General features: G+C 56.3%; 19 protein-coding genes and 1 tRNA gene. 6 read left to right on the top strand and 14 right to left on the bottom strand.

What is annotated here, in order from left to right:
* Positions 1-596 precede the first annotated feature (596 nt).
* Entirely contained in the window at positions 597-1,748 is a 1,152-nt protein-coding gene (locus AC2D8P_RS09505) for a tyrosine-type recombinase/integrase (RefSeq protein ID WP_484702253.1), read from the top strand.
* 473 nt (positions 1,749-2,221) lie between these two features.
* Here the strand turns inward: AC2D8P_RS09505 and AC2D8P_RS09510 are convergent, their stop codons facing one another.
* Positions 2,222-3,160 carry a homocysteine S-methyltransferase family protein gene (locus AC2D8P_RS09510; protein ID WP_484702254.1) on the bottom strand — a complete coding sequence of 313 codons (939 nt, stop codon included), beginning with the start codon at positions 3,158-3,160 and terminating at the stop codon, positions 2,222-2,224.
* Between the two features lie 117 nt (positions 3,161-3,277).
* Here AC2D8P_RS09510 and AC2D8P_RS09515 point away from each other — a divergent pair, with 117 nt between their 5' ends.
* Both AC2D8P_RS09515 and AC2D8P_RS09520 read left to right on the top strand, forming a co-directional pair.
* Positions 3,278-4,165 (top strand): LysR substrate-binding domain-containing protein, encoded by an 888-nt coding sequence (locus AC2D8P_RS09515; RefSeq protein ID WP_484702255.1) that lies wholly within the window; start codon positions 3,278-3,280, stop codon positions 4,163-4,165.
* Between the two features lie 283 nt (positions 4,166-4,448).
* A complete protein-coding gene (locus tag AC2D8P_RS09520; RefSeq protein WP_484702256.1) occupies positions 4,449-4,760 on the top strand; it encodes a hypothetical protein in 312 nt (103 codons plus the stop codon).
* 305 nt (positions 4,761-5,065) lie between these two features.
* Here the strand turns inward: AC2D8P_RS09520 and AC2D8P_RS09525 are convergent, their stop codons facing one another.
* Positions 5,066-5,554 (bottom strand): GFA family protein, encoded by a 489-nt coding sequence (locus tag AC2D8P_RS09525; protein WP_484702257.1) that lies wholly within the window; start codon positions 5,552-5,554, stop codon positions 5,066-5,068.
* Positions 5,555-5,806: 252 nt separating this feature from the next.
* Between AC2D8P_RS09525 and AC2D8P_RS09530 the strand changes: the two genes are divergently transcribed.
* Complete coding sequence (locus AC2D8P_RS09530; RefSeq protein WP_484702258.1) at positions 5,807-7,006, top strand: alpha/beta hydrolase; 1,200 nt, start codon at positions 5,807-5,809, stop codon at positions 7,004-7,006.
* A 289-nt stretch (positions 7,007-7,295) separates the two neighbouring features.
* Here the strand turns inward: AC2D8P_RS09530 and AC2D8P_RS09535 are convergent.
* A tRNA-Ala gene (locus tag AC2D8P_RS09535) sits at positions 7,296-7,371 on the bottom strand.
* Between the two features lie 96 nt (positions 7,372-7,467).
* On the bottom strand, positions 7,468-7,788 hold the full coding sequence (locus AC2D8P_RS09540) for a TIGR02300 family protein (RefSeq protein WP_484702259.1): 321 nt from the start codon (positions 7,786-7,788) through the stop codon (positions 7,468-7,470).
* Positions 7,789-7,920: 132 nt separating this feature from the next.
* Here AC2D8P_RS09540 and AC2D8P_RS09545 point away from each other — a divergent pair, with 132 nt between their 5' ends.
* Positions 7,921-8,607: a M48 family metallopeptidase gene (locus tag AC2D8P_RS09545; RefSeq protein WP_484702260.1), complete on the top strand. Its 687-nt coding sequence runs from the start codon at positions 7,921-7,923 to the stop codon at positions 8,605-8,607.
* Between the two features lie 32 nt (positions 8,608-8,639).
* Positions 8,640-9,290, top strand: coding sequence for a GntR family transcriptional regulator (locus AC2D8P_RS09550; protein ID WP_484702262.1), 651 nt, complete (start codon positions 8,640-8,642; stop codon positions 9,288-9,290).
* Here the strand turns inward: AC2D8P_RS09550 and AC2D8P_RS09555 are convergent.
* From AC2D8P_RS09555 to AC2D8P_RS09600, 10 genes are all read right to left on the bottom strand, one after another.
* Positions 9,259-10,134 (bottom strand): tellurite resistance TerB family protein, encoded by an 876-nt coding sequence (locus AC2D8P_RS09555; RefSeq protein ID WP_484702263.1) that lies wholly within the window; start codon positions 10,132-10,134, stop codon positions 9,259-9,261. The two genes, AC2D8P_RS09550 and AC2D8P_RS09555, sit on opposite strands and share 32 nt — an antisense overlap.
* Positions 10,135-10,231: 97 nt before the next feature.
* Positions 10,232-11,623 (bottom strand): dihydrolipoyl dehydrogenase, encoded by a 1,392-nt coding sequence (gene lpdA / locus AC2D8P_RS09560; RefSeq protein WP_484702264.1) that lies wholly within the window; start codon positions 11,621-11,623, stop codon positions 10,232-10,234.
* A 131-nt stretch (positions 11,624-11,754) separates the two neighbouring features.
* Complete coding sequence (locus tag AC2D8P_RS09565; RefSeq protein ID WP_484702265.1) at positions 11,755-12,141, bottom strand: MAPEG family protein; 387 nt, start codon at positions 12,139-12,141, stop codon at positions 11,755-11,757.
* A gap of 42 nt (positions 12,142-12,183) precedes the next feature.
* A complete protein-coding gene (locus AC2D8P_RS09570) occupies positions 12,184-12,381 on the bottom strand; it encodes a hypothetical protein (protein WP_484702267.1) in 198 nt (65 codons plus the stop codon).
* A 49-nt stretch (positions 12,382-12,430) separates the two neighbouring features.
* A complete protein-coding gene (gene odhB, locus AC2D8P_RS09575) occupies positions 12,431-13,945 on the bottom strand; it encodes a 2-oxoglutarate dehydrogenase complex dihydrolipoyllysine-residue succinyltransferase (RefSeq protein WP_484702268.1) in 1,515 nt (504 codons plus the stop codon).
* A 3-nt stretch (positions 13,946-13,948) separates the two neighbouring features.
* Positions 13,949-16,906 carry a 2-oxoglutarate dehydrogenase E1 component gene (locus tag AC2D8P_RS09580; protein ID WP_484702270.1) on the bottom strand — a complete coding sequence of 986 codons (2,958 nt, stop codon included), beginning with the start codon at positions 16,904-16,906 and terminating at the stop codon, positions 13,949-13,951.
* A gap of 167 nt (positions 16,907-17,073) precedes the next feature.
* Positions 17,074-17,955, bottom strand: coding sequence for a succinate--CoA ligase subunit alpha (gene sucD, locus AC2D8P_RS09585; protein ID WP_484702271.1), 882 nt, complete (start codon positions 17,953-17,955; stop codon positions 17,074-17,076).
* A gap of 44 nt (positions 17,956-17,999) precedes the next feature.
* Entirely contained in the window at positions 18,000-18,539 is a 540-nt protein-coding gene (locus AC2D8P_RS09590) for a hypothetical protein (protein ID WP_484702272.1), read from the bottom strand.
* Positions 18,536-19,729, bottom strand: coding sequence for an ADP-forming succinate--CoA ligase subunit beta (sucC, locus tag AC2D8P_RS09595; protein WP_484702274.1), 1,194 nt, complete (start codon positions 19,727-19,729; stop codon positions 18,536-18,538). Before sucC ends, AC2D8P_RS09590 begins: the two co-directional genes overlap by 4 nt.
* A 166-nt stretch (positions 19,730-19,895) precedes the next feature.
* Positions 19,896-20,708 carry a hypothetical protein gene (locus AC2D8P_RS09600; RefSeq protein WP_484702275.1) on the bottom strand — a complete coding sequence of 271 codons (813 nt, stop codon included), beginning with the start codon at positions 20,706-20,708 and terminating at the stop codon, positions 19,896-19,898.
* Positions 20,709-20,733 lie beyond the last annotated feature (25 nt).

Here is a 20,733-nt window from a genome sequence, read left to right on the forward strand (position 1 = left end):
CGTGCAGGTGCACATCAATCTCGCGCAATATCTTCAGCGCATCCTCATCCGAATACCGTTTTCGAGCCATCCCTCGTTCCTTCTGTAACACTCAAGTAGTGGCACAGTTTTAGGGGGCTAAGACAATGGGCGTGATGGGTTCCGAGGCACTCTCTTATCGCCGCGATCGGTCCGCAAAGCCCCAGGTTGCCTCGTTCTGAGAAGCGCCGAGATACCCATCACACATGTCACACCCATCACGCTCTGGCTTGTGGTTGCTGAAAATGCTTCGACCCCTGACCTCATGTTGGTCGACCATGAACGAGACGGATGCCCTGGCTTATGCTGGGGCGCCGCTCAATCCCGTTCGCGCGGGTCTGGGAATGTGTTCGGACCGGTGCAATCACTCGCCCAAATATTCCTTGGTCATTCCTGTGTCACCGCGTCGCAATTTCCCAGTGTATTCGGAAAATTGTTTGGTCGTTTCGCCTGTGTTTTTCTTCGAGTTTTTTCATTGAAGGAGGCCCACCATGCGCGAGTTTAATCCGACCATAGGCATATGGAACCGCCGCCGCCGCAACGCCGCTGGTAAGCGGATCATCGACAAGAAGTGGGTTGTGAACTTTCGCTGCCCGGACACCGGGCGAAAACGTCGCCTGTCCTTTGCGACCAAGGTATTGGCAGAAGAATACTGTGACGCCTTGAGGGCCCAGTTTGCTGGCGAACGCTATTTTAACCCCAATACCAATCCCACGGTTGCCGAGGTCGTGGAACATTGGATCGAGGTCAAGCAGGGGACTGTGAAGCGCCAAACCATCGCAGGCTACCGCCCCTTGCTCAAGATCATCGTCGGGCCCTTGCTGCAGGGCACGCCGCAAGAACGGGTCCACTATGCCCTGACTGGCGAGAAACCGCATCGCGATACCAAGTTGTTGCTGATGCTGGGGGACTTCAAGGTAAGCTCGCTCACCACTGCGCAACTGCGCCGCTGGCATAGTAAGGTCCGAGAGGAAGTCGGTGCCCATACGGCCAACCGCGTCATGTCGATGCTCAAGGGCATCCTTGCACTGGCCGAAGAAGACTTTGGCGTTCGTGTTTGCTCGATGCCCACCAACCTCGCCAAGCGAAAGGTCAAGCCGAAGAAGGATATCCTCACGCCAGACGAGGTGGCCAAGCTCTTGGCCCATGCGCGCACCGACAAGGAGCGGGGCATCTTCGTGGCTTTTCCGTTTCTCACCGGTGTCCGGGTCTCCGAGCAATTGGGTCTGTTGTGGGACGACATCGATCTGGATCGCAACACCATCACCATTCGCCGGGTGCAGGAACGCGATGGCAGTACAGCCGACCAAACCAAGACCGAGGCTGGTGAGCGCGAGATCCCGATCTCGACCACGTTGCGCACTATGCTTCTCGAATGGCGGCTTATTTGCCCGCGCCTTGATAGCACGCTCTACCGCGTCTTCCCGGGTCCCGGTGTACCTCGGCAATGGCCCTTGCCGCGCAAGGGCGGCGGTGGCCCAATTCTCTATTCCAACTTCCTCAAGCGATATTGGCGACCTGCCTTCAAGCGGGCAGGGGTGCGCTATGTCACCCACCATTCAGCGCGCCATAGCTTTGTCAGCACGCTGCAGGCCCAAGGTGTCGAAGTGGGGCTGGTGGCCAAGCTCGCTGGCCACGCTAACCCGGCCGTGACACTGGGCCACTACACCCAAGCTGTTCGTGGCGGTGCCGAGGCGCTGGCGGTACTGGATGCGGCCTATAGCGTATAGGGTATCCCGAGGTCACGGGACGGGGTCGGGATGGCACTGTTGCGGTGTTCGGGCAGTCCACACCACCGCGCGCCCATACCCACTCCTTTGGGCACCCCGTGGCGCCGGGAGCTGCGTACATCCGCAGATAATTGTGCGCTCATTCTGCGCGTGTTTTCCTGAGAATTTTTAACAATCTTGGGCGCATCACAATGGCGAAGACGGTTTGGCTCATTTGTCGAAGAACGGGCGAGGCGACATTGTTGGATTGGGAGGCGGTGGGGCAGGTGGCCAAAGTCTAGCAGAGCTATATTGCCGAGATGGTGGCAACCGATGGCGCGTTCCAGAATGGGTTCTGGATTGTAAGATCTGAGGGGTAAGGCGGTTCCCGAAAGTACCGAAAGCGGACCTTAGTACCCACGGCGGCGAAGGGCTGGAATGAGCCCAATTTGCTGAATGCTGCATTGTACACGAATGTCCGCTGAGAGATTTGCTCAAACTGGTGCGCGAAGCGCGGTCGCGATCTTGTCGACATGAACGAAGTCCGTTCCGCAGCATCCGCCAAACACGTTCATGTTCGGAAAGTTTCTGCGGATATCTGCGTATTGCGCGGCGAGTTCGTCCGGATTGCCTTCCTCAAGGTGCCCAAGCCGGCAGAGCGTGCCGTGATCCAAGGTTGATGCGTTCGCGCGCAATCCGCGAATACGATCGGACCAAAGGCCACGCGACAGCGCCGGGCCGAAATCGACGGGGTGCGCACAGTTGATCATGTAGTAGGCAGGGGCACCGCCGGTCAGCGCATCCACGGTCTCAATCGCATCCTGTAAGCTTTCACCACTTTTCAGACAGCGGTTTTTTTCCAAGGTGAACGAAATAGCCGACGGCAGGCCCGCCGATTTCGCTGCGCGAGCGATCCCGATTGCTTCGACTGTCGTGTTGAGTGTCAGGGCAGTTACAATGTGGGCGCCTCCGGCCTTGAAGGTTGCGATTTGATCACTGTGGTAGGCCTCGGCGCTTTCGGCGGTCAGCGCCTGATCGAGTTGATAGGCGTCGCCTTTGGGGCCGATACACCCGCTGATCACCGTCTTTGACACAGGCAGACCGGCGGCTCGGGCCGCCTCTCGGTAGAGCTCGAAGCAGGCGTGGTTCATCTCGGCCAAGCGGGCGTCATCATAGCCGAGCAGGCGCCCCCAGTCGCGGCTGGCGCGGTAGGTCAGGCTGTCGAAGATGAAGCTTGCGCCATACCGAACAGCGACCTCGGCAAAGGTAAGGTAATACTCTTGTAAGGAAGCTTTAGCTTTTGGATCGTGCAGCAGATGGAAAGCCGCGAACTCTTCTAGCTCAAGGTCACGCTTATACATCAGCCAAGTTTCGGTGCCGCCATCTGTCAGAAACAGATCGGTTGTTTGATGTGGCAGGGTCGGGATCGCCATTGGACTGTCCTCTTTCAATATATGGATCGTTACACGCAGACTAAGTGGCGCTGGCTATTTCGCACAAACGATCATACTTTGCGGCACAAGTTAGATAATCTACGGCGTAATCACGACATGACCAGACGTTTACCATCTCTCAATCAGCTTCGCGCGTTTGAGGCTGCTGCGCGGCATCAGAGCATCAAGGATGGTGCCGATGAATTGTGCGTTACGCCCGCCGCAGTGGGTCACCAAATCCGCGCACTCGAAAACTTTCTCGAGGTGACTTTGTTTCATCGCGGCGTACGGCAGATCACATTGACCGAACAGGGACGGCTATTGGCTGAGGTCGTCGGAGAGGCTCTGGATCGGATCGAGGCTGCCGTTGCCCCAGCCCTGAGCAACAGCCTGTCAGGGACGCTGAAAATCTCGGTCGCCCCCTTCTTTGGAAACCGATGGCTATTGCCTCGGCTAGAGAAGTTCATCGCGAAATATCCAGAGATCGACGTGCAGCCGATTTTGTCGTTCGACTATGTCGATTTGGTGAAAGATGGGTTTGACGCCGCGGTGCGGTATGGAGATGGGACGTGGGAAGGCACGATGGCCGAGCTTGTTTTCCGCGACAAGCTTCGGCCGGTTTGCGCACCACAAATAGTCGAAGGACGCATCTTGCCGCTTACACCCGATGACATCCTGAGTCTTCCGTTGGCCTCTGCGAAGAACTGGCCGGATGATTGGAGTGCTTGGGCAGAGGCAGCCGGGAGCGAATTGGTGCAGGACCTGGCCCCTCATCAGTATGAAAGCCGAGCATTCATGTTTGATAGCGCTCTTTCAGGTCAGGCAGTCATCCTTGCCGATCCGCGTATGACCAGTGCGGACGAAAAGGCCGGTCGTCTGGTTTGCCTGACGGAGCGCAGCGTGCAACGTTCGCAAGGTATCCATATCGTCACGGCGGCATCAGCGATGGGGCGCAAGGTGCGGGCATTTGCAGATTGGATGAAGGCAGAAGCGCACGTAATCTGATAATAGCCGCCATTGGTACAGCCGCAGCGAAAGCTCGCTCCGTCCCGCTTTGCAGACCTTAGTGCGCCGAGCAGCGAACGTCTGCAGTTAAAGACTCTCACCCGTCCTTGAGCGCCTTGATCTGCCGGATTGCGATGCGGAGTTGGTCGTCTTGCAGGCCGCGCAGTAGGGTCGCGGCTTCCGCCTCCAATTTGAGCCGGATGGAGCGAGGATTTGAACCTTCTGCAGCAGAGCTGCCTCGTCATTCGGCCTTAGAACTGATTGGGATTCAAAAGCCACATTGATGAACAGAATGTTGCGGCGGATTTTGTGGCGCTGGTTTCCAGATTTTATCGTTTCCAAAATGAGTGGAGGCGAGCAGATGCAAGATACCAAAGTAATGGCTGCGGTGATGGTGCGATTACCCAAACGGATTAGTTGGTCGATTGGGGACGATGAGCAATCCCACGAGGGCCAGGATTGGCAGGGCCTCATCGACAGGTTGGCTCACAGCCAAGCTCGCCCCTCAACATTGTCGATCACCTTTCTTTTGGATTTAAATGATCAAAAGGCGGCAACGAATAGCGACAATAATCAGCAGGAGACGGAGCAGTAAGGCGCCTGAACGCATCGAATGCTGGCCTCCCGAGGAGGCGAAGACACGGTTCCTTCAGAGGTTTGAGGAACTGGCAAGTTGAAGGTGGGGTGGGTAATTCGGACGTTCGCCGCATAGCGCGTATAGGTCCGAAGTGCGGGACATTGCTGCCTTTTGCCAGCGCGGCTATTGCTCGCGCAGAAACGCTTCGCATTCGCAGCGCCGCTACCATAGAGGTACGGCGGTTTTCGCTGGAGTGGTCATCACTGACACCCTGTCTCGAACAAGCCAAGGTGAAAGAAAATTCAAGAGCAGTACCGCAGAACCTAATCCTTGCCAGGCAAACCGCGTGTTACCGGCCCAATCGCTAAAGGTTCAAGCGAAGGGTCTGGGTCGCTCGCATAGCGCGGCAGATGGTCGGCCACTTCGAACCATGGAATTCGTGCGGGATACATCATGTGTTTAGACGGAATGAGACGTTCTGGGTCATCAAAAGCACCGATATGGACCTCGACCAGGATGCCAAGCCTTGGCCAGTCGCCTTCCCAGGTCAATGTTGATCCACAATCTCCACAAAAGGCTCTGCGTACTCCAGAAGACGACTCGAACAGCTTGCGCTCTCCACTTACGTACTGGACCTGATCGCTGCTAAAACCCGCGTAGGTCGACACAGGCGCTCCGGTGTGGTGACGGCAGTCGTCGCAATGGCAGTGCAAGACGCTGTGCGGCTCGGCGTGGATCTCAAATCGGACAGCGCCACACATGCACCCCCCAAGATAGGGCACGCCATTTGCTGAATCGATTTCGTTGGTCATATCAGTATCCTCCTGGTTTCCCCCGCCTTTGCGGTAAGGAAACAATTGAACCCCGTCTTCGTCTCAATTTAACCGCCAGGCGCCGGCGTTGCCTGCCACTCTGTTGGCAAGATGGGTATCGAGGGCATTCAGAATTTCCTGCACGATGATTTTTCTCGCTCTGTTCCAAGGCCAATTTACGCATTAAATGAGTTAATGCCGTTGTGCTATCGTTGTTGTATCGTTGGAATTGTTGGAGCGTTGGAAAATGACATGAAGAAATGGGTATTGAACCTGGACGACGGCAGCTTGTCATCAGGTGATGATCTCTCTTCGTTGTCCCCCAAAGCTTCTAATGTTCTGGCTTGCCTGATCAATGGCGCGGGAGCCGTCCTATCACGAGATGATATCTTGAATGAGGTGTGGCCGGGCTTGCATGTGAGCGCCGATCTGGTTCGAGAGAATATTTTTGAAGTTCGCAAGGCACTTGGAGATGACGCGTCCGATCCGAATTACATTGAAACCATTGGCCGAAGAGGTTTTCGCTTGATTGGGTCGGTTTCTATTCAACCGCAGAAGCGGATGGCAAGAAACTCGGATGATGAACAACAGGCCAAGCCGGTCAACCCTTTCGAGCAAATGCCTGTTGTGAAGTTCTGCACGTCAAAGGATGAGACGTCGATTGCACACGCCGCTTCGGGCGAAGGTTATCCCTTGTTGATTGCCGGTAGCTGGATGTCACATCTGAACATGGACTGGGAAAGCCCGGCCTATGGCGACTACCTCAGGCATCTGTCAGAGAGATTTCAAGTGATCCGATATGATCAACGTGGAAATGGTCTTTCGCAATGGTCCGATGTCGACATCACGTTCGAACGGATGGTCGATGATATGGAGGTGATCGTCGATACGTATGGCCATGAAAAGGTTGCGATCCTTGGCATGTCTCAGGGCGCATCTGTCGCCATCGCCTATGCGCATCGCAGGCCCGACCGGGTATCGCATCTGGTTTTGAACGGGGGGTATGCCAGAGGTCGCAAACACCGCGGCAATTACGCTGATCGCGAAGAAAGTGACGCCCTGGTCAACCTCATTCGCCATTGCTGGGCCAACGAGAATCCGGCAATCCGACAAACCCTGACAACTCTTTTCATGCCAGAGGCATCAAAGGAAGAGATGCAGTGGTTCAATGAATTTCAAAAGCTTTGTGGGCCCGCAGAAAACATCGCAAAGTTCCGCGCCACGTTCGACGACATGAACGTGACCAAGCTTTTGCCAATCATCACTGCACCGACTCTGGTTTTGCACAGCGATAGAGACGCCGTGGCTCCCTTGTCCGAAGGCAAGCTTCTCGCGTCTAAAATTCCGGGAAGTTCATTTGTTCAATTGAACAGTCCAAATCACATGCTTTTTGGATATGAAAAGGATTTCGTGAAAATGATTTTGAGCATCGACCAATTCGTCAAATCCTAGGCTTACGAACGACTGCAGTTCCTGTTTCTGGGCAACAAAATTTTTACGCCGTAGTCGCGAAAATGGTGCTGCGAGCGCGCGCAGCGAGAAATTGCAATGACTGGCTCGTTCCCGGCTTTCGCCGTAGTATTTATTAAGGCCCACTTTGCAGTTTTCAGCGTGTTTTGTCACCAAAACGAGTGACACAGAGGTGACCCGGGACTGCATGCAAAAAGGTGACAACGTATCGGAATGGTAAACGAATACCGCGTAACCCATTCAAAAATATACCGTAAATGATCCGGGGATTTGGTGGAGCCTAGGGGGATCGAACCCCTGACCTCTTGCATGCCATGCAAGCGCTCTCCCAGCTGAGCTAAGGCCCCGTTTGCGGCGAAGAACGGTCGTTCTTTCGCGTGGCCGCTATCTAGGCTTTGGCGGGGGGCTCTGCAAGAGAAAAATCCCCGCCACTGCCGGTTTTGTTAGTTTTCTTCGTCGTCACCAGCGACATCGGCGATGTCATCCAGCGAGACGTTATCGTCGTCTTCGTCATCCAGCAGATCATCATCCAGATCAATGTCGGCGTCATCAACTTCCAGATCGACTTCGACCTCGGTTTCCACCAGATCTTCCTCTGTCTTGCCGTCGGGCTTGTCAGCGACCATCATCCGGGATTTGTTTCCGGTGTCCAACTCGATCACGTCGCCCGTATAGGGGCTGACGATCGGGTTTTTATTCAGATCATAGAATCTCTTGCCGGTTTTGGGGCAAATGCGCTTTACACCCCATTCTTCCTTGGGCATGGATTTTTCCTTCAATCATCGACATCATTGTACGGAGTCGCAGCCAACTGCCATATTGGATCAAAAGTGTCAAAGGCTTTTGCGACCCAGAGCAGGGAATGCGCATTCGTTCGCGCGATCGGGGTAAAGATAATGACGACAATACTGGCAGGTTCGCCTCCGATCCCGGTGACGCTTCGCCGATCCGCACGGGCCCGGCGATTGTCTTTGAGGGTTTCACAACTGGATGGGCGGGTGACATTGAGCCTGCCGTCATTCGTATCAGAACGCGATGCCATTGCCTTTGCCGAGGAGAAGGCCGACTGGATCCGTTCGCATTTATCAACGGCGCCTGGTTCTGAATCTATTGGGTTGGGCTCAAACATTTTATATGAGGGTGCACAGCGTCGTATTATACAGGCCCAGGACAGGCGCTTTTCAGTGGCAGAGGATCATATTGCGGTGCCCGGTACAGAAGATCGCGTGGCCCTTCGGCTGCGCAGTTATCTCAAACAGATCGCGGCGGAAAAACTGCGCTGGGCCTCTGATCACTATGCCGCGCAAGTCGGTAAACCCTATCAGCGTCTCACCCTGCGCGATACCCGGTCACGCTGGGGGTCATGCACCTCTCAAGGCAACCTGATGTATTCGTGGCGTCTGATCATGGCCCCGCCAGAGGTTCTAACCTATGTGGCCGCGCATGAGGTGGCACATCTGGTCCATATGGATCATTCGCCTGATTTCTGGGCGCTGGTTGCGCAGATCCACCCGGGGTATCAGACGTCTCGGCAGTGGTTGCGTACCAACGGCGCAAGCCTTCATCGGTTCAAATTCGATTGACGCGCCCTTTGGTTTTGTGATCACATTTCACCATGCTGGGAACACCCCGACCAACAGAACAGATCACCGCCGCGCATGACCAGATTTATCGCAGTCTGCGTGGGCAGATCATGCATGGCGAACTCGCCCCGGGCATGGCGCTGACCCTGCGCGGGCTGGCCGAAACTTATGGCATGTCAATGACCCCGGTGCGTGAAGCCACGCGCAGGCTGGTGGCCGAGGGGGCGCTGACGCTCAGCAAATCCGGGCGCCTGACCACCCCGGCCCTCAGCAGTGAACGGTTGGAGGAGCTGGCCTCGATCCGAGCCCTGATCGAACCGGAACTGGCAGCGCGATCCTTGCCTCGCGTCCATTCGGCGCTAATCGATCGCCTTAGCCGGATCAACAGCCAGATCGCCGAGACGATCGTCAAGAAGGATGGCGTCGGCTACATCCGCAGCAATCTGGAATTTCACCGCACGCTCTATCTGCGGGCACAGTCGCCGGCGATGCTGGCGATGGTGGAAACTGTGTGGCTGCAACTGGGGCCGACCATGCGTGACCTTTACGGCCGGATGCTGAGCACCGAATTGCCACGCCATCACCGCCTGATCATCAGTTCACTTCAGGCCGGCGACGAGCCGGGCCTGAAGCTGGCTATACGCGGCGATGTCACGCAGGGGCTGCGCCTGCTGGCGGGGTAGGGGACTGCGCCAGCTCTGCGAGCATCGACTTGATCTCATTTCCAGAGATTTTCAGCCCCTTTGCCAATTTCCCGACAAAGGCTTGCTCCTTTCCTGCAAACTGTCCGTCTGCCGCGACGACCATCAGGACACCGCGCATGACGATGCGTTTGTCTCTGGCGCTCAATCCATTGCCGAACTTTCTGTAGGCACTGTCTGTCAGTTTTGTCTCTGCCTGTCCGATAAGGCGCATGATTTTGTCTGGTGTGAATGCTTGTCCGGTCAGTTTTTCACTGGCGATAGAGATTGCCGCGACTTCGTTGCGATCAGCCCGTCCATCAGAGATGGCGGCGTGGCACATTGCATCAAGAACTTTCAGTGCAAGCGGTGAAGCGTTGCCCATTTCGGCGTAACGATTCAGGCGTCTGCGGCGTGATCGGATCGCGCCGAATATGATCAGGCCAACGACACTTATCGCCGCTGCCAACCAAAATTTTCCGGTGAGAGCCTGGGCCTTACTAAGTTGTGGTTCAGAAGCGACGTCGTCAGCTATCAGGCCCAGACTTTGCGCTGCCAGAAATTTGTCGCGGTCAAAAGGGTAGTATTGCTCTGTGTTACAACGATTTTCAGCAAGCCCATATCCTTCGGAACCGTGGTAAATCGGTATGAACAATGCGCTGGTTGTTTTGATCAAATGGCACAAGGACAGCATTCCGTTTCCATTTTGGTTTGGAATCTGTGTCTCTGCGACGAAAACCAGTTCTTCTTTAATAGCACCGCCGCCAATTCCGCGCTTGGCCTGCACATCATGCACCCCGGCTGTTAGAAAAATGGCTGCTGTCAGTAAGAATAATAAAACTCGCATATGGTCTGCCTTTGATTGCATTTGTGGCAAAAATAATAACGCCCGGTGGCTTTGCGTAGCGACCGGGCGTGGCAGAATTGTGTCGAGTTAAAGCAATTTATGCGTGTATTGCCCCATCCCCGCAAGCCAAGGCTGCCTCGCGTACGGCCTCTGAATAGGTCGGGTGGGCGTGGCAGGTGAGCGCGATGTCTTGGGCAGAGGCGCCAAATTCCATGGCCACGCAAATTTCGTGGATCATGTCCCCGGCCGCGGGGCCCATGATGTGGCAGCCCAGAATGCGATCGGTTTCCGCATCAACCAGCAGTTTGACAAACCCGTCGCCCTGAAACACAGCCTTGGCCCGGCCATTACCCATGAAGGAAAACTTGCCAGCCTTGTAGGCAATACCAGCCTCTTTCAGCTGTTCTTCGGTCTTACCGACGGCGGCGACTTCGGGCGTGGTGTAGACGACGCCGGGGATGACGTCGTAATTCACATGGCCATGATTTCCGGCAATCACATCGGCGACGGCCATGCCCTCATCCTCTGCCTTATGGGCCAGCATCGGGCCGTCGATGGCATCACCGATGGCATAAACGCCTTTAACATTCGTTGACCAGTGCGCATCCGTCTTGATCTGGCCGCGGGGGTGCATCTCTACACCCAAGGCCTCCAGCCCCAAACCATCAGTGAAAGGTTTGCGCCCGGTGGCGACCAGAACCACATCGGCGTCGATGGTCTGGGTGCCCTTTTTCTTGGTGTCATAGGTGACCTTGGCCTTGGTCTTCAGGGTTTCCACCGATTTGACGGCGGCACCCATGATGAATTTAAGCCCCTGTTTTTTCAGTGTTCTTTGGAAGGTTTTGGCAATCTCGCCATCCATGCCGGGAGTGACCTGTTCCAGATATTCGACCACGGTCACTTCTGTCCCCAGACGGGCGTAAACCGACCCCATTTCCAGACCAATCACGCCTGCGCCGATCACCACCATGGATTTCGGGATTTTCCGCAGTTCCAGCGCGCCGGTGGATGTGACGACGATCTTCTCATCAATCGTACAGTCGGCACCCGGAACATTTGACGCTTCAGAGCCGGATGCAATCACGATGTTCTTGGCCTCATGGACCTCGTCACCCACCTTGACCTTGCCCGCCTCTGGGATCGATCCCCAGCCTTTCAGCCAGTCGATCTTGTTCTTTTTAAACAGAAATTCGATGCCCTTGGTGTTTTGGCCGATGACATCTTCCTTGTAGCCGATCATCGCTTTCCAATCGACCTTGGGGGTGCCCACGTTCAGGCCCATCTTGGAAAAGTTATGTTCGGCCTCGTGCAACGAATGGCTGGCATGGAGCAGTGCCTTGGACGGGATGCAACCCACGTTCAGGCAGGTGCCGCCCAGGGTTTCGCGGCCCTCGACGCAGGCGGTTTTCAGGCCCAGCTGGGCGCAGCGAATGGCGCAGACATAACCGCCCGGTCCCCCACCAATTACAATTACATCATACTGGGCCATGGGTGTCTCCTGTCAAAAAATCACTGTCTGTGCCACGTCGGTATTGCGGCGGTATTGCGTCGGTGGGGGGAAGGGGCGCTGCCCCCGCGCCGCAGGCGGCGCTCCCCCGAGGTATTTCTGGCATAAGGACGTTAGAGCGCCAGCGCGTAAAGGTAAAGATTGGCAAATGTCGCCACGGCGAAGACCAAGGTGCGCAGCAGCGGGACACCCATGGCATAAAGCGGGATATAGACCACACGCATGATCAAAAACCCCTGACAGGCCAGCAGGGTGGCGGCGGTGAACCCGTCCATGACGCTAAGGATCAGCACGGCGGGCGCAAAGGTCGCCAGCGCCACGAACGAGTTGTTGTTGCAGCGCAAAAGCCGCCCCGGCACGCCGGTGATTTTCGGCAGGTCGTCACGCGGCCCGGCCAATGCCATCAGCCCGTGTTGGGCAACAGCGGCAAAAACCTGCACGAGGCCGAGCAAAAGGACGATGATGCCAAAAAGTGCGAGAATGGAAAGTTCACTGGACATTGTTGCCTCCTTCTAACTGGCGTTAGCGTGTTCCCTGTTCTGTTACAGAGGATCACGTTCCCAGCGCCCTGACAAGAGCATCGACATTTCATCAAAATCGGTGCTGATCTCTGTTACAGTCAGGGTTTCCTCGCCATTTTGATCGACGACCACGGGTTCATGCACCAGCAGGCACCAAGGCAGTTCGCCCGGTTTGGCGTTGCCTTTTTCGACCCAGACCACCTTGTTCATGTTGAACATGATAAATTCCTGAGTCTGGCGGTGCTTGAAGCGGAGGAACATCTAACGCTTACAAATCCATCAACAACCTTCTGGGATCTTCCAGCGCCTCTTTGACGCGTACAAGGAAGGTCACCGCGCCTTTACCGTCCACAATCCGGTGGTCATAGCTCAGCGCCAGATACATCATCGGGCGGATCACCACTTGCCCGTTGATCGCCATCGGGCGGTCCTGGATTTTGTGCATGCCCAGAATACCGGATTGCGGTGGGTTCAGGATCGGCGAGGACATCAGTGATCCGTACACCCCACCGTTAGAGATGGTAAAGGTGCCGCACTGCATTTCTTCCATCGACAGTTTGCCGTCACGGGCGCGGGCACCTTTTTCAGCAATCGCCTTTTCTATCGCGGCGAAAGACATCGCGTCGGCATCGCGGATCACCGGCACCACCAGCCCCGTGGGCGTGCCTGCGGCGATGCCCATGTGGACGAAGTTTTTATAAACGATGTCAGTGCCGTCGATTTCGGCGTTGACCTCTGGCACCTCGCGCAGGGCGTGGCAGCAGGCCTTGGTGAAGAAGGACATAAAGCCCAGCTTGACGCCGTGTTTTTTCAAAAACAGGTCTTTGTATTCGTTGCGGAGCGCCATCACCTCGCCCATGTCGACTTCGTTATAGGTGGTCAGCATGGCGGCGGTGTTCTGGCTGTCTTTCAGGCGCCGGGCGATGGTCTGCCTGAGCCTCGTCATTTTCACCCGTTCCTCGCGGCTGGCATCATCGGCTGTGACCGGTGCGCGTGGTGTGGCGGTGGGCGCCGGGGCCGCGGGTGCCGCAACCGGTGCGGGTGCGGCTGCTGCTGGGGCGGCAGAGGCCGCCAGTGCGTCCTCTTTCATAATCCGGCCATCCTTGCCGGTGCCCTGCACCGTGGCGGGATCGACACCTTTTTCGGCCATGATCTTTTCCGCCGACGGGGCGTTTTGCACATCACCCGAACTGGCGGGTGCAGCAGGGGCCTGGGTTGCCGGGGTAGGGGCGGCGGCACCTGCGCCTGCCGACATCACGGCAAGCTTGCCGCCCGCCGCAACTGTGGCACCTTCTGCGGCCAGAATTTCGGTGATGGTGCCCGCGGCCGGGGCCGGAACCTCGACCGAAACCTTATCGGTTTCCAGCTCGCACAGCATTTCGTCCTGCGCGACTGTGTCACCCACCTTCTTGAACCAAGAGGCGACAGTCGCCTCGCTGACACTCTCGCCCAGGGCCGGGACCATGACGTCAACCGAACTGCCACCGCCTGCTGGGGTTGCGGGGGCTGCGGCCTTGGCGGCCGGGGCGGCCGGTGCAGCGCCTGCGCCCTCGGTCAATGTCGCCAACAGCGCATCAACACCGACGGTTTCGCCCTCTTTTGCAACGATTTCCCCCAATGTGCCGGCGGCGGGGGATGGGACCTCCACCGTGACCTTGTCGGTTTCCAACTCGCACAGCATTTCGTCGACGGCGACGGCATCGCCGGGTTTCTTGAACCATGTGGCGACGGTCGCTTCGGTGACGCTTTCGCCCAGGGTGGGTACACGAACTTCGACAGACATTGATTAATTCCCCTTGATGGTCAGCGCGTCATTTACGAGCGCTTCTTGTTGTACTTTGTGCTGACTCGCGAGCCCGGTGGCCGGAGAGGCCGAAGCCGCACGACCGGCATAGGATGGGCGCTTGGCCTTGTTTTTCAGGCGCGACAGCACCCATTCGATATTGGGTTCCATAAAGAACCAGGCGCCCTGGTTCTTGGGTTCTTCCTGGCACCAGACGACATCGGCGTTTTTGAACCGGCCCAGTTCGGTGACCAGGCTCATTGCGGGCAGCGGATAGAACTGTTCCACCCGCATCAGATAGACATCGTCGATGCCACGCTTGTCGCGTTCTTCCAGAAGGTCGAAATAGACCTTGCCCGAACACATCACCACGCGCTTGATCTTGCTGTCGGCCACCAGCTTGGTGTCGGAATGGCCCTTTTGGGCATCATCCCACAGGATGCGGTGGAAGGAAGACTGGCCGGTGAAATCGTCGATATCAGAGATCGCCAGCTTGTGTCGCAAGAGCGATTTCGGCGTCATCAGGATCAGCGGCTTGCGGAAGGTGCGGTGCATTTGACGGCGCAGGATGTGGAAATAATTGGCCGGCGTTGTGCAGTTTGCAACGATCCAATTGTCGCCGCCGCACATTTGCAGGAACCGTTCCAGGCGGGCTGATGAGTGTTCTGGCCCTTGTCCTTCGAACCCGTGGGGCAACAGAACCGTCAGGCCAGACATGCGCAGCCATTTTGCCTCTCCTGAACTGATGAACTGGTCGAACATGATCTGCGCGCCATTGGCGAAATCGCCAAACTGGGCCTCCCATAATGTCAGCGCATTGGGTTCGGCCAGCGAATAGCCGTATTCAAAGCCCAAAACCGCGTATTCCGACAGGGCGGAATCGATGACTTCGTAATGACGCTGGCCCGGACGAATGTTGTTTAGGGGGTAGTAACGCTCCTCGGTGTCCTGATTGACCAGACCTGAATGGCGATGGCTAAATGTGCCACGGGTGGCATCCTGGCCAGACAGACGGACGGGGAAGCCATCTAACAGAAGTGAGCCAAAGGCCAACGCCTCGCCCGTCGCCCAGTCGATGCCTTCGCCCGCTTTCAGGGCGCCCGCCTTTGTGCCCAGCATCCGCGCTACGGTTTTGTGCAAAGGATAGTTTTCAGGCACCCGGGTCAGGGCCTCGGCGATTTCCTTGAACATCTTTTTGGTGATGCCGGTTTTGCCGCGCTGGTAATCCTCATCCTTGATATCCAGATGCGACCAACGCCCATCCAGCCAGTCGGCCTTGTTGGGTTTATAGTGTTTGCCGACCTCAAACTCCTCGTTCAGATGGGCCTGAAACGCGGCTTTCATATCCTCGATCTCGCCCTCGGGGATCAGGCCGTCCTTGACCAGCCGTTGGGTGTATAGGCTGAGCGTGGTTTTATGGCCCTTGATCTTTTTATACATCAACGGGTTGGTGAACATCGGTTCGTCACCCTCGTTATGGCCAAAGCGGCGATAACAAATAATGTCCAGAACCACGTCTTTCTTGAACTTCTGGCGGAACTCAGTCGCGACCTTGGCGGCGTGCACCACGGCCTCTGGGTCATCCCCATTGACGTGGAAAATCGGCGCCTCAACCATCAGGGCGATGTCGGTTGGGTAGGGGGAGGACCGGCTGAAATGCGGTGCCGTGGTGAACCCGATCTGGTTGTTCACGACAATATGCATGGTGCCGCCGGTCTTGTGCCCGATCAGACCTGACAGTGCGAAACATTCGGCCACTACACCCTGACCGGCAAAGGCCGCATCACCGTGCAACAAGATCGGCAGTACGGCAATGCGACTTTCGCCGTGCACGTGATCCTGCTTGGCCCGCGCCTTGCCCAGAACCACGGGGTTCACGGCCTCTAGGTGGCTGGGGTTTGCGGTGAGCGAGATATGAACGTTATTGCCGTCAAATTCGCGATCGGATGAGGCGCCAAGGTGGTATTTCACGTCGCCCGATCCATCGACATCCTCGGGCTTGAAACTGCCGCCCTGAAACTCGTTGAAAATCGCGCGGTAAGGTTTCTGCATCACATTGGCCAGCACCGACAATCGCCCGCGGTGGGGCATGCCGATGATGATGTCCTTGACCCCCAGCGCGCCGCCGCGCTTGATGATCTGTTCCATCGCCGGGATCAGGCTTTCGCCGCCATCCAGACCAAACCGCTTGGTGCCCATGTATTTGACATGCAGGAATTTCTCAAACCCTTCGGCCTCGACCATCTTGTTCAGGATCGCCTTGCGCCCTTCGCGGCTAAAGGCAACCTCTTTGCCAAAACCCTCAATCCGTTCTTTCAGCCAGTTGGCCTCTTCCGGGTCGGAGATATGCATGTATTGCAGGGCAAAGGTGCCGCAATATGTGCGGCGCACAATGTCGATGATCTGGCGCATCGTGGCGACCTGCATGCCCAGAACATTGTCCAGGAAAATCGGCCGGTCCATGTCAGCAGCATCAAACCCGTAAGAGGCCGGATCAAGCTCTGGCCGGGCCTTCTGATCCCGCATGCCCAGCGGATCCAGATCAGCGGCCAGATGGCCCCGGATGCGATAGGCGCGGATGATCATCAGGGCGCGCACAGAATCCAGCACCGCGCGTTTGATCGCATCGTCGGATACCGCAACACCCTTTTCGGCAGCCTTGGCCTTGATCTTGTCGCCAGCGGCCTTGGTTTCTTCTGGTGCCCATTGACCATCTAGCGCGGCGGTCAGATCGTCATTGGGGGTAGGGGGCCAATCGGCGCGCGCCCAGGATGGACCCTCGGCCTCTCGCTTCACGGACAGCTCATCATCGCCCATCTGCCGGAAAAACGCCTGCCAGGCCTCATCCACCGCATTCGGATCATTGGCATAGCGCGCATAAAGCTGTTCCAGATATTCCGCGTTGTGGCCTTGCATGAAGGAGGAGGCGTGGAATTGGGTATTGGGGGATTGTTCGGTCATGGGATTACCTCATGAGGATTGGGACCGGAGGGAAGAGCAATAATTCGGCACTTGAAAAAGGGGGGAGGAACTTTGTTCGGGAAGGCAGGTAGGCCGGGGTTCACCCCGGCACGTTTGCCGTGTTGCAAGCCGGGCTGAACCCCGGCCTACATATGTCGCGGCTGGGATCACCCAATCGCCTCCATCACGGCTTCGCCTAACTGGGCAGGGCTGTCGGCGACGATGATACCCGCGGCGCGCATGGCCTCGATCTTGTCCTCGGCGCCGCCTTTGCCGCCGGCCACAATCGCGCCGGCGTGGCCCATGCGGCGGCCGGGCGGCGCGGTGCGCCCGGCGATAAAGCCTGCGGTGGGTTTCCAGCGGCCTTTTTTCTTCTCGGACGCCAGAAACTCTGCGGCTTCTTCTTCGGCCGATCCACCAATCTCGCCAATCATGATGATCGATTGCGTTTCATCATCGGCCAGGAACCATTCCAGCACGTCGATATGCTCGGTCCCCTTGATCGGGTCGCCGCCGATGCCGACAGCGGTGGACTGGCCCAGACCCAGATCGGTGGTTTGCTTCACGGCCTCATAGGTCAGCGTGCCAGAGCGTGACAGCACCCCGCAGGACCCGCGTTTATGGATATGGCCGGGCATGATGCCGATCTTGCAGGCGTCGGGCGTGATGACACCGGGGCAGTTCGGGCCGACAAGGCGGCTTTTCGATCCTTCCAGCGCGCGTTTTACCCGCATCATGTCCAGAACCGGGATGCCCTCAGTAATTGCGATGATCACTTCCATCTCGGCATCAATGGCCTCGAGGATACTGTCCGCGGCAAAGGGCGGCGGCACGTAGATGACGGTGGCGTTGGCCTGGGTCACATGCTTGGCCTCGTGGACAGAGTTGAAAACCGGCAGGTCAAGATGGGTCATGCCCCCCTTGCCGGGCGTCACACCGCCCACCATTTTCGTGCCATAGGCAATGGCCTGTTCAGAGTGAAAGGTCCCCTGAGAGCCGGTAAAGCCCTGACAGATAACCTTGGTATTTTCGTCTATGAGGACTGCCATTTGGGCGTTCTCCTGTGTTCAGGCCTCATAAAGAGGCAATTCGTTTAATTACCAATCCGGTGTTCAAGAGATATGAAGAATGCTCCAACCGGACCGCTATCACTCTCGTACTCGAAGATTTCCAAAAGTAATTCGCGTCCAGCGGAAACAAATAGTCGGCGGCTACCCTTGATGGGTTTCTCTGGTGCGTCGTCAAAGACAGCAGGCTGGATGGGTGGCATAGTCACCCCGTCTGCTGCTACCCTGCTGAGGCGATCAAAATGTCGCTGCATCCGACGCGCTTGCAGGTCTTTTGACGTAACATAACATGTCAATCGACCGGTCTTTCCATCTTCACTGATTGTGTATCGCGGCGTTCCATGTAGGTTTTCGCTCATTCCCCGGTTGTCGTAGCGAAGAAACACGGATCCAATCTGATGGACCGCTCCCGCGCCTTCTCCAACACTTGATCCATTGCTTAAAGACAGTACGACATCTGACAGACATCCGTTCTCAAAAATTTCTGCCGCACGTCTGTCCAGTGATAGAGCATTCGCCGATGAGGCGAATGCTATCAAAGCGATGGATAAAAGGAAGCTCTTCACCCCTTAACCGCCTTCACGATCTTCTCGGCACCATCCTTCAGGTCATCCGCCGCAATGACGTTCAGGCCAGAGCTGTTGATGATCTCTTTGCCTTTCTCGACATTGGTGCCTTCGAGCCGCACGACGAGGGGGACTTGCAGGCCGACCTCTGTGACCGCGGCCACAACGCCCTCTGCAATCACATCACAGCGCATGATGCCGCCGAAAATGTTGACCAGGATGCCTTTGACATTGGGGTCAGAGGTGATGATTTTGAACGCCTCTGTCACTTTCTCTTTGGTCGCGCCACCGCCGACGTCAAGGAAGTTGGCCGGTTCAGAGCCGTAGAGCTTGATGATATCCATCGTCGCCATGGCCAGACCCGCGCCATTGACCATGCAGCCAATCTCGCCATCCAGCGCGATATAGTTCAGGTCGTATTTCGAGGCGGCGAGTTCTTTTGGGTCCTCTTCCGTCTCGTCACGCAGGGCGGCGATATCGGCGTGGCGATAGACGGCGTTGCCGTCAAAGCCCATCTTGGCGTCCAGACATTTCAGATCGCCCTTGTCGGTGACGATCAGCGGGTTGATTTCCAGCATCTCCATGTCTTTTTCCAGGAAAAGCTTATAGAGCGTGCCCATCAACGCCACGCATTGTTTGACCTGCGGACCTTTCAGGTTCAGGGCAAAGGCGATGCGACGCCCGTGATAGGGCTGATACCCGGTCGCCGGATCAACGCTGAAGGACAGGATTTTTTCCGGGGTCTGTTCTGCGACCTCTTCAATGTCCATGCCGCCCTCTGTCGAGGCGACAAAGCTGACGCGGCTGGATTGCCGATCGACCAGAAGGGCCAGATACATCTCTGTCTCGATGCCCGATCCGTCCTCAATATAGATGCGGTTGACTTGCTTGCCAGCCGGGCCGGTTTGATTGGTGACCAGCGTGCGGCCCAGCATGCGCTTGGCCTCTTGCTCGGCCTCTTCCACCGATTTGGCCAGACGAACGCCGCCAGCCTCGCCTGCATCGGCCTCCTTGAATTTGCCCTTGCCGCGGCCACCTGCGTGGATCTGCGCCTTGACTACCCAAAGGGGGCCGTCCATTTCACCGGCGGCCGTTTTGGCATCCTCGGCCCGCAAAACTGCGCGCCCATCAGATACCGGGGCGCCATAGCTGCGAAGCAAAGCCTTCGCCTGATATTCATGAATGTTCATGAAACTGTCCCATCTTGCTGCAATTCTGGATCAGTAAAGACCAATGCAGGCGCGTGGGAAAAGGGTTTTTTCGTGATTGTGAGGGAATTTGGTGGATTTATTTGATTTTGTGATCACACGAGTTATGGCTGTGATCACAAATGTTTCTGCCATAATCCATATTGCTTTAGAGATTCGCAGGTCTGGTTTCGTCGAATGGGTAAAGTTCGTTTAGATAACTACCCTGCAGCACTTGCTTAAAATGCAACAGGTCTCCATCAGGCAGGTTTCCATATCCGGAGGAGCGGGCTTTTTCTTGGTATCCATCCAGATCAAGTTGTGCTTTCCCGAAAGAGCGGGCGCTCTTTTTAGGTAGAATGAGTTCAGGTAGTTTCTGTAGCTGTGTCAAGTTCAGTTTTTGCGCAGAGCCATAAGGGTCTCTTAATACATCTTCATATCTAAGAACTACCGTATTGGCATGTCTGTCACAGAGCACCTTGTAGGTTTCGACTTTGTCACGATACATTGTAAGTGCATCTTGGCGATATCTGGGGATAAGGCTATCGCGCCCTGTGCATATCCACGGCGCTTTTATGAATGTTGAGTAGTTGCGTGGAACATGAGCAAATCCATGGAATGGATTAAGGTGCATGGAGCGCGACCAAGTTACAGGGTGGCGAACCAGACAAACAATCAGACTTTCAGACGGTCGAGCAAACTCAGAAATGAATTGTTCAGTTGCTGCGGCATGCTTCCAACCTCCGCATGTTTTGAGACTTAAGTCGTGATTGTCATCCTGCAAAGCTTCTTTTGCAGCGCGGCGGCTTACCCATCTGCCAAAGCTAACTCCAGGCAACACAGATTTTTGCGCTTTATCAATGCCTGGACTGCTCCGATGAAGCACCACATCAAAATTTTGACTAAGAAACGCACGAAGGAAATTGGTCCCGGTGCTTCGCTCTCCCAAAATTTTGATGCCGGATGTGGGTGAAACAGCCATCGGATATACCTGATTATGGCCCGGC

It is taken from the genome of Roseovarius sp. YIN77 (assembly GCF_057219155.1).